This window comes from Brevundimonas sp., assembly GCF_016463485.1.
Taxonomy (GTDB): domain Bacteria; phylum Pseudomonadota; class Alphaproteobacteria; order Caulobacterales; family Caulobacteraceae; genus Brevundimonas.
Genome location: NZ_JAEMRD010000143.1, coordinates 1 through 8,209 on the forward strand (window position 1 = coordinate 1; position 8,209 = coordinate 8,209).

Annotated in this window: 11 protein-coding genes and 1 pseudogene; 4 read left to right on the forward strand and 8 right to left on the reverse strand. The window is 67.0% G+C overall.

The annotated features are described in order from the left end of the window. Positions 1-286: 286 nt before the first annotated feature. The 3 genes from JHC99_RS15605 to rph form a co-directional block, all read right to left on the reverse strand. Positions 287-610 (reverse strand): hypothetical protein, encoded by a 324-nt coding sequence (locus JHC99_RS15605; protein WP_292155392.1) that lies wholly within the window; start codon positions 608-610, stop codon positions 287-289. Between the two features lie 112 nt (positions 611-722). Continuing rightward, the gene (locus JHC99_RS15610; RefSeq protein ID WP_292155393.1) at positions 723-1,121 is read right to left on the reverse strand and encodes a hypothetical protein; all 399 of its coding nucleotides are present in this window, start codon (positions 1,119-1,121) and stop codon (positions 723-725) included. A 75-nt stretch (positions 1,122-1,196) separates the two neighbouring features. Continuing rightward, the gene (gene rph, locus JHC99_RS15615; RefSeq protein WP_292155394.1) at positions 1,197-1,937 is read right to left on the reverse strand and encodes a ribonuclease PH; all 741 of its coding nucleotides are present in this window, start codon (positions 1,935-1,937) and stop codon (positions 1,197-1,199) included. Positions 1,938-1,995: 58 nt separating this feature from the next. Between rph and hrcA the strand changes: the two genes are divergently transcribed. After that, positions 1,996-3,102, forward strand: a complete 1,107-nt coding sequence (gene hrcA, locus JHC99_RS15620; RefSeq protein ID WP_271147113.1) for a heat-inducible transcriptional repressor HrcA — start codon at positions 1,996-1,998, stop codon at positions 3,100-3,102. A gap of 98 nt (positions 3,103-3,200) precedes the next feature. Next, positions 3,201-3,737, forward strand: a complete 537-nt coding sequence (gene grpE, locus JHC99_RS15625) for a nucleotide exchange factor GrpE (RefSeq protein ID WP_366927842.1) — start codon at positions 3,201-3,203, stop codon at positions 3,735-3,737. 171 nt (positions 3,738-3,908) lie between these two features. Here grpE and JHC99_RS15630 read toward each other — a convergent pair whose 3' ends face one another. The 5 genes from JHC99_RS15630 to JHC99_RS15650 are packed head-to-tail and all read right to left on the reverse strand — an operon-like array spanning position 3,909 to position 6,602. Next, entirely contained in the window at positions 3,909-4,670 is a 762-nt protein-coding gene (locus JHC99_RS15630) for a DUF2807 domain-containing protein (protein WP_292155398.1), read from the reverse strand. Further along, a complete protein-coding gene (locus JHC99_RS15635) occupies positions 4,667-5,254 on the reverse strand; it encodes a DUF1700 domain-containing protein (protein WP_292155399.1) in 588 nt (195 codons plus the stop codon). The genes JHC99_RS15630 and JHC99_RS15635 overlap by 4 nt, the downstream gene beginning before the upstream one ends. Further along, positions 5,251-5,613, reverse strand: coding sequence for a PadR family transcriptional regulator (locus tag JHC99_RS15640; RefSeq protein WP_292155401.1), 363 nt, complete (start codon positions 5,611-5,613; stop codon positions 5,251-5,253). The genes JHC99_RS15635 and JHC99_RS15640 overlap by 4 nt, the downstream gene beginning before the upstream one ends. A gap of 30 nt (positions 5,614-5,643) precedes the next feature. Then, positions 5,644-6,243 carry a DUF1700 domain-containing protein gene (locus tag JHC99_RS15645; protein ID WP_292155403.1) on the reverse strand — a complete coding sequence of 200 codons (600 nt, stop codon included), beginning with the start codon at positions 6,241-6,243 and terminating at the stop codon, positions 5,644-5,646. Then, positions 6,240-6,602, reverse strand: coding sequence for a PadR family transcriptional regulator (locus JHC99_RS15650; RefSeq protein WP_292155401.1), 363 nt, complete (start codon positions 6,600-6,602; stop codon positions 6,240-6,242). The genes JHC99_RS15645 and JHC99_RS15650 overlap by 4 nt, the downstream gene beginning before the upstream one ends. 306 nt (positions 6,603-6,908) lie before the next feature. On the opposite strand from JHC99_RS15650, the gene coxB reads away from it, so the two are divergent. Next, positions 6,909-7,859 (forward strand): cytochrome c oxidase subunit II, encoded by a 951-nt coding sequence (gene coxB / locus JHC99_RS15655; RefSeq protein WP_292155407.1) that lies wholly within the window; start codon positions 6,909-6,911, stop codon positions 7,857-7,859. A 24-nt stretch (positions 7,860-7,883) separates the two neighbouring features. Next, positions 7,884-8,209, forward strand: a pseudogene (locus JHC99_RS15660) (cytochrome c oxidase subunit I); the annotation flags it as partial.

The window sequence follows — 8,209 nt, forward strand, 5'->3', positions numbered from 1 at the left end:
CACGGGTGAAGACCTGACGGACAAGATCAACGCCGAACGCGCCGAACGCGGCGAGGCCCCCCTGACCGAAGACACCGGCGGCGGCGGCAAGAAGCGTGAGGGCGGTGGTGGCGACCGTGGTCGTCGTCCGCGCCGCGACTAGGCTTCGGCATCATCGCTGAAATGACGAAGGCCCCGCTGGAAACAGCGGGGCCTTTTTCGTGTCTTGCGGCAGCGATGGCCCACGAAAAAGGGCGGTGGCCGAAGCCACCGCCCTCCTGACGTTTCACAACGGTGAAGCGTGGTCTCAGACGAGTTCGTCCTCGTCGTCCTCGCACTCGTCGTCTTCCTCGTCCTCGTCGTCTTCCTCGTCGTCCTCTTCTTCGTCTTCGTCGTCTTCTTCCTCGTCGTCCTCTTCGTCGTCTTCCTCGTCATCCTCTTCGTCGTCGCACTCTTCGTCGTCTTCGGCGTCCTGGAAGGCCAGGGCGGAGCCGTCGGCGATGTCGGCCATGCCGGCGACCCAGGCGGGTGCGTCGTCATTGACGATGACGACGTCGGCGTCAGCCGCCGAGGTCATGGCGCCCAGTAGCATCACGACTGCCAGTGCGGATGAGGTCTTCAAGAGCTTCATAAAGGTAGTCCCCCATTAAGGTTGCTCGAACGCAACTACGTCAGATTACCCAAGCTGAGCCGCGTGTCACGAAATTTGTTTGCACTGTGGCAGAGCGAAATTCAGCCGCCGTTCATCTTGCCGGTGCGTCGGCTTCCGTACACTCCGAAGGGCGCGCCTCACCTTCGCCGAACATCGCGCACGAGCGGTCGATCTCATCCCGAATCAGGGCGCAGGGGTTGGCGGCGTTGCACGGCGGATGGGTGGCGGGGCTGACCGCGATGCAGCGCTCGACAAGGCGCGCCGATGCCGTCTGGCCCAGCTCGACAGCGCAGGCCGTCTCCGAAGCGGTGCCGGCCTCTGCGACCGGCTCCTCCTGAGGCGGCGCATCGAGCGGCATGACGACTGCCGCGTCTGAGCTGGCTACCGTGGGCGTCTGCGACCCCGACGGCGCGGCGGGCTCGGGGCTGTCGCACGCGACAAGCGTCACCGCCGCCAGCAGGAAAACCAGGGAGGCGAAAGCATCGCGCATGGACGTCTCCGATCCGGACCAGACCGGGACGATGCGCCGATCCGCAGCGATGGGAAAGAGGCCGCTGCGTCAGGCTCAGCCCTTCAGCGCGGCCTCCAGCGCGGCGCGTTGCAGCACGAACAGGTCGTCACAGCCGCCCTGGGCTAGTTCAAACAGCCGGTCGAATTCGGCGCGGGAGAAGCCGCGCTTCTCGCCGGTCGCCTGGATCTCGACGATCGTGCCGGTCCCGGTCAGCACGAAATTGCTGTCGGCCTCGGCGTTGGAATCCTCTTCGTAGTCGAGGTCGAGCACGGGCTGGTCGCTGCACACGCCGCACGACACCGCCGCGACCTGATCCAGGATCGGGTCGGCCTTCAGCACACCCTCAGCCTTCAGGTACCCCAGCGCCGCCGCCATCGCGACCCAGGCGCCGGTGATCGACGCCGTGCGGGTGCCGCCGTCGGCCTGGATCACGTCGCAGTCGATCAGCACCTGACGTTCGCCCAAGGCCTTGAGGTCCACCACGGCGCGCAGCGACCGGCCGATCAGCCGCTGGATCTCCTGCGTCCGCCCGGACTGTTTCCCGGCCGCGGCCTCACGACGGCCGCGCGTATGGGTGGCGCGGGGCAGCATACCGTATTCGGCGGTGACCCAGCCCTGGCCGGAATTGCGCATCCAGCCGGGCACCTTGTCCTCGATCGAGGCGGTGCACAGCACCTTGGTATGGCCGAACGAAACCAGGCACGACCCCTCGGCGTACCGGTTCACCCCGGTCTCCAGCGTGACGGTGCGGAGTTGTTGGGGCGTGCGGCCGGAATGGCGTGGAGTGGCGGTCATGACGGTGGCCTTCAAGGAACGGCTTGGAGAGTGGGGCCGCGCTGCTTATCGTGAAACCGTGAGCCTGTATGCCCCCAACCCACTTCCGTTCGGAACAGGAACCGCCTCGTCCGGCGGAGGCCTGACCGCGCTGGACGCCCGGGCGCGCGACATTTTCCGACGCATCGTCGAGACCTATCTGGAGACGGGCGAGCCGGTCGGGTCGCGGACCATCTCTCGCGGCGGGGTCCAGCTGTCGCCGGCCTCGATCCGCAACACGATGCAGGACCTGACCCTGGCGGGGCTGCTGGCAGCGCCGCATACCTCGGCGGGGCGGATCCCGACCCACGCAGGCCTTCGCCTGTTCGTGGACGGTTTCCTCGAGATCGGCGACATCGGGGCCGATGAGCGGCGCGAAATCGATGCGCGACTGGCCGGGAAGGGCCGGGGCTTCGACGAGGCGCTGGACGCGGCGTCGTCGTTGCTGTCGGGTCTGGCGGGCGGGGCCGGTATCGTGGCCTCGCCTGTACGGGACGCGGGCGTCAAGCACGTCGAGTTCGTGGCACTCGGCCACGATCAGGCCCTGGCGGTGTTGGTCGGCGACGACGGAACGGTCGAGAACCGGCTGATGCCCCTGTCGGCCGGGGTGACGCCGTCGACGCTTCAGGAGGCGTCCAACTTCCTCAACGCGCGGCTCAAGGGCCGCCCACTCGCCGAGGCGCGGACCGAGATGCGCGCGGAACTGGACGCGGCGCGCCAGCAGCTCGACGCCGCCGCCGCCCGACTGGTCGAGGACGGTCTGGCGGCCTGGTCCGGGGGGCCGGACCGGGAACGCAGCCTGATCGTGCGCGGCCGCGCCAACCTGCTGCAGAACAACGAGACCGCCGCCGATCTGGAGATGGTTCGCGTCCTGTTCGACGACCTGGAACAGAAGGAACAGCTGATCGGCCTGCTCGACGGGGTCAATGCGGCGCAAGGCGTGCGCATCTTTATCGGCGCGGAAACGCGGTTGTTTTCGCTTTCGGGTTCCGCTGTCATCGCGGCGCCCTATATGAACGGCCGACAGCGGGTCCTGGGCGCCATCGGCGTGATCGGACCCGCGCGGTTGAACTACGCCCGCATCATTCCGTTGGTGGATTACACTGCCCGGGTGCTGGGGCGAATGCTGGACGGACAGGACACTTGAGCGACAATCATCCCACACAGGCCGAACTCGATGCGATCGAGGCCGAAGCCGACGCCATTCTGAACGCCGATGCGGTCAACGCCGGCGTCGAACCCACCGTGCTGGACCAGGTCGCGGCCGAACGCGACGAGTGGAAGGACCGGGCACTCCGCGTCGCCGCCGAGATGGAAAACCTCAAGCGCCGTTCGGAGACGCAGCAGAACGACGCCCGCGCCTTTGCGATCCAGCGCTTTGCCAAGGATCTGCTGCCCGTCGCTGACAGCCTGCAACGGGCGCTGCAAGCTGCGCCCAAGGATTCGGAAGGCCCCGCCGCCGCGCTCGTGACCGGTCTGGAACTGGTCGAAAAGGCGCTGCAAGGCGCGTTCGCCAACAACAATCTGAAGCAGGTTGCGCCGGGTCCGGGCGACGCCTTCGACCCGCACCTGCACCAGGCCATGATGGAACAGCCGTCCGAGACGGTCGCCGGCGGCGCCGTGCTCCAGACCATGCAGGCCGGCTACGAACTGTTCGGCCGCACCATCCGCCCCGCCATGGTCGTCGTCGCCGCCAAGGGCTCGGGTTCCAAGGCTGCGGCGTCCACCGCCTATGCTCCGGCCGATGCAGCGAACGGCGCGGCCTACGACAGCAAGGCGTAGGACTGAAATTCACCCGTGCTTCGACCGCAAAGGAGGAACGGTTGCCTGCCCGAACCGTCTCCGCCTCTCTGTCCTGACCGCTTAAAAGCCGGGTGGAAAGATCGGGTACCAACCAGCGGACACCCCGTTCGCGCGCGCGAACGGGGTGGTGAAGCGACCGAACGGCCAACCTTACCTCTGGCTGATGTCGCCGGAGCCGGTGATGGTCTGGTTCAGGGTCGCCGGGCGGGTGGTCAGGTCGATGTCACCCGAACCGGAGATGCTGAGGTCAGCACGGCCGGTGGGGGCGACTGTGGCGTCGCCGGAGCCGGAGATGTCGACCATGGCGTCGACGGTCTGAAGCGCGCCGAGGTCCGCCTCGCCCGAGCCGTTGATGTCCACGCTGAGGGCGCGGGTCTTGCCGGAAGCGGTCACCTCGCCCGAACCCGACAGGTCGATGTCCAGGGTGTCCTGGTCATAGTCGCGGATGTCGAGATCGAGCGACCCCAGCAGGTCGAAGGTGGTCACCGATGGCGCGGTGACGACGATGCTGAGGCGATCGTCGTTGGACCAGCCGAAGACGACATAGGACTCATTGTCCGAGTCCGACATGGTCAGGCGGTTGCCGTCCAGGCGGACGCGGTCGGCGAGGGACTTCGGGCCCGTGACGACGATACCCGCCTGGTCGCCCTGGACATAGGTGACGTCGGCTGACAGGTCGACGGCCAGGGTCGAGCCGCCGGTCCAGGCCAGGGTGCGGGTGATTGACGGGCCATTGTCGCGGCCGACGCGCTCGAAGCGGATGGTCTCGTCGCCGCCGTCGCCGTGGCCGGGGAAGGTCCATTCCCAGCCATTGGCAGCCATGTCGCGTCCACCGATGGCGGCGGCGCCGCCCAGGGTGGCCAGGGCCAGCACGAAGGCGGCCCCGGCGATGATCAGAAGGGTGCGGGTCATGCGCGGTCTCCTTGCGCGAAGGTTTGATCGCCCAGGGCGGGCTTGAGCAGGCGGTAGTGAAGGCGGGCGAACCACACCAGGCCGTTGACCAGCCAGATGGTGGCGACCGAGAGCAGGGCACCGACGGCGACCGATCCGGCCATGAGGCCCAGGCCCGCCAGGAAGGCCGCGACGCCTCCGCCGGGGAAGCCCGCGAACGGCCCGGTGACCATGACCACCCCGCCGGCGAAGAAGACGGCGATGACGGCGACGAAGAAGCCGAACAGGGTCCCGATCACGCCCATCAGCAGGGGCAACAAAATCAGGATATCGATGGCACCAAGCCCCAGGACGGCGAAGACTGCGCCGGCCGCGGCCGACGGGGTCTGTTCCTGACGCCAGCGCTGGACGCCGGCCTCGGCCTTGAGCTCGCGCGCCAGTCGGTCGGGATCACCGAGCGCGGCAGCCACCTCGGCTTCCGAGCGGCCGGCGTCACGGCCGTCGTCGAAATGGGCGTGGTAGTCGTTGAGGATGTCCGCGGCGGCCGTGGTCGGCAGGCCGACGAGACCGGCCTTCAGGCGGGACATGAAATCGGCGCGCGTCATTGGGCGGCTTCCGTAGTTGCGGTTTCAGGGGCGGGCGAGGGGGCGTTGAGGACCGCGTCGACCGCATCGGTGAAGGTCTTCCAGTCGGCGGTCTGGACGGCAAGCGCCGCGCGTCCCGCCTCGGACAGACGATAGTATTTGCGCGACGGGCCGGCGCTGGATTCGACCAGATAGGTCTCGACCAACCCTTCCGACTGCATCCGTCGCATCAGGGGGTAGATGGTCCCCTCGCCCATGTCGATCGCGTCCGACAGCCGGCTGGCGATCTCGTAGGCATAGCTGTCGGAGCGCGACAGCAGGGCCAGGACACACAGCCCCAGCACCCCCTTCTTCAACTGTATCTCTATGGTTTCAGGCACCGTGTGGCCTCCCTTTGTGATGAAGGGAGATTACGGCATGGTACTGATCGACGCAAGGTAGCTGTTCAAACATGACAGCGATTTAATCGACAGCCTCGACCCTGCTGCGTCGTCATGGCTCGCTGGACGCCTTGGCAAGCGCGAAACGAGCCGATATGGACCGCCCACAACGGCGACCGATCCGGCCATGAGGCCCAGGCCCGCCAGGAAGGCCGCGACGCCTCCGCCGGGGAAGCCCGCGAACGGCCCGGTGACCATGACCACCCCGCCGGCGAAGAAGACGGCGATGACGGCGACGAAGAAGCCGAACAGGGTCCCGATCACGCCCATCAGCAGGGGCAACAAAATCAGGATATCGATGGCACCAAGCCCCAGGACGGCGAAGACTGCGCCGGCCGCGGCCGACGGGGTCTGTTCCTGACGCCAGCGCTGGACGCCGGCCTCGGCCTTGAGCTCGCGCGCCAGTCGGTCGGGATCACCGAGCGCGGCAGCCACCTCGGCTTCCGAGCGGCCGGCGTCACGGCCGTCGTCGAAATGGGCGTGGTAGTCGTTGAGGATGTCCGCGGCGGCCGTGGTCGGCAGGCCGACGAGACCGGCCTTCAGGCGGGACATGAAATCGGCGCGCGTCATTGGGCGGCTTCCGTAGTTGCGGTTTCAGGGGCGGGCGAGGGGGCGTTGAGGACCGCGTCGACCGCATCGGTGAAGGTCTTCCAGTCGGCGGTCTGGACGGCAAGCGCCGCGCGTCCCGCCTCGGACAGACGATAGTATTTGCGCGACGGGCCGGCGCTGGATTCGACCAGATAGGTCTCGACCAACCCTTCCGACTGCATCCGTCGCATCAGGGGGTAGATGGTCCCCTCGCCCATGTCGATCGCGTCCGACAGCCGGCTGGCGATCTCGTAGGCATAGCTGTCGGAGCGCGACAGCAGGGCCAGGACACACAGCCCCAGCACCCCCTTCTTCAACTGTATCTCTATGGTTTCAGGCACCGTGTGGCCTCCCTTTGTGATGAAGGGAGATTACGGCATGGTACTGATCGACGCAAGGTAGCTGTTCAAACATGACAGCGATTTAATCGACAGCCTCGACCCTGCTGCGTCGTCATGGCTCGCTGGACGCCTTGGCAAGCGCGAAACGAGCCGATATGGACCGCCCACAACGCTGTGGCTGGTGAGTCCGGCGGGCTGTTGCGACTGTGTCGCAAATGCCTGTTGCAGATGGGTTTAAGAGGATTTCGAATGGGACTGGGGATGGGCAGAATGGGCGCGAAAGCCCTGACAGCCGCCGGGGGCCTGATGGCCGCGGTGACGTACGGGCTGATGGCCACGGACGCGACCGCCAAAGCCCTGATGGGCCAGCCCACGCCGGGCGGGATCGCGCTTCAGCCTGCGGCCTCGCAGCTCAAGCACGACGCGCATTTCTTCCACGACGTCATTCTGATGCCGATCATCACCCTGATCTGCCTGTTCGTGCTGGGCCTGATCATCTGGATCGCCATCCGCTATAACAAGAAGGCCAATCCGGTGCCCGCGCGCTGGAGCCACAACACGGCGATCGAGATCGTGTGGACGGTGCTGCCGGTGCTTATCCTGGTGGGTATCTCGCTGTTCTCGTTCCGCCTGCTGTTCGCCTATCACGACATGCCGACGCCGGATCTGACGGTGAAGGCCACGGGCAACCAGTGGAACTGGGCTTATGAGTATCCCGACCAGGGCGTGCCGGAGTATATCTCCAACATGCTGCCCGAGGCTGAGGCCCGGGCCCAGAACGTGCCCTACCGCCTGGCCGCCGACGAGCCGATCGTCGTGCCGGTCGGCAAGGTCGTCCGCGTGCTGGTCACCGGTGCCGATGTGATCCACGCCTTCGCCCTGCCAGCCTTCGGCCTCAAGACCGATGCCGTTCCCGGCCGGGTCAACGAGACCTGGTTCCGCGCCGAACGCACCGGCATCTTCTATGGCCAGTGCTCGGAACTTTGCGGCGTCGATCACGCCTTCATGCCGATCCAGATCAATGTCGTGACCGAGGCCGAGTTCGCCGCCTGGGTCGTGTCCAAGGGCGGATCGATGACGCCCAAGACCGCTGCTGAAGCACCGGGCGGCACCGCAGCCCAAGTCGCCGCCGGGACGTCCGACGCCCCCGTCACCACGACGGCCGATGCCGCCGCCGCGACCTCGATCCCGACCGCCCAGACGGCGACTACACCTACGGCCCCCGCTGCGGCTCCCGCCGCCGCGCCGGCCCAGTAACGATACATCAGAGCCCGCTCAGACATGGCCACCGACATCACCCCAGACACCTACGCCGCTCACGAGCCGGGGCATGACGCCCATGCCGAGCATGACCACAAGCCGGGCTTCTTCGTCCGCTGGTTCCTGTCGACCAATCACAAGGACATCGGCACCCTGTACCTGTTGTTCGCCATCATGGCGGGCATCGTGGGCGGGGCCCTGTCGGGCCTGATCCGCTGGGAACTGGCCGAGCCGGGCATCCAGATCTTCCGCGAGGGTTCGGGCATCCAGCTGCTCGGCCTCGTCGAACAGACCAAGCACGGCTATAACGTCGTGGTCACCGGCCACGCCCTGATCATGATCTTCTT

Bases quoted from the DNA above. Each gene is read 5' to 3' on its own strand.
- JHC99_RS15605 (WP_292155392.1), bottom strand. From the start codon at position 610: ATGAAGCTCTTGAAGACCTCATCCGCACTGGCAGTCGTGATGCTACTG.
- JHC99_RS15610 (WP_292155393.1), bottom strand. From the start codon at position 1,121: ATGCGCGATGCTTTCGCCTCCCTGGTTTTCCTGCTGGCGGCGGTGACG.
- rph (WP_292155394.1), bottom strand. From the start codon at position 1,937: ATGACCGCCACTCCACGCCATTCCGGCCGCACGCCCCAACAACTCCGC.
- JHC99_RS15630 (WP_292155398.1), bottom strand. From the start codon at position 4,670: ATGACCCGCACCCTTCTGATCATCGCCGGGGCCGCCTTCGTGCTGGCC.
- JHC99_RS15635 (WP_292155399.1), bottom strand. From the start codon at position 5,254: ATGACGCGCGCCGATTTCATGTCCCGCCTGAAGGCCGGTCTCGTCGGC.
- JHC99_RS15645 (WP_292155403.1), bottom strand. From the start codon at position 6,243: ATGACGCGCGCCGATTTCATGTCCCGCCTGAAGGCCGGTCTCGTCGGC.
- coxB (WP_292155407.1), top strand. From the start codon at position 6,909: ATGGCCGCGGTGACGTACGGGCTGATGGCCACGGACGCGACCGCCAAA.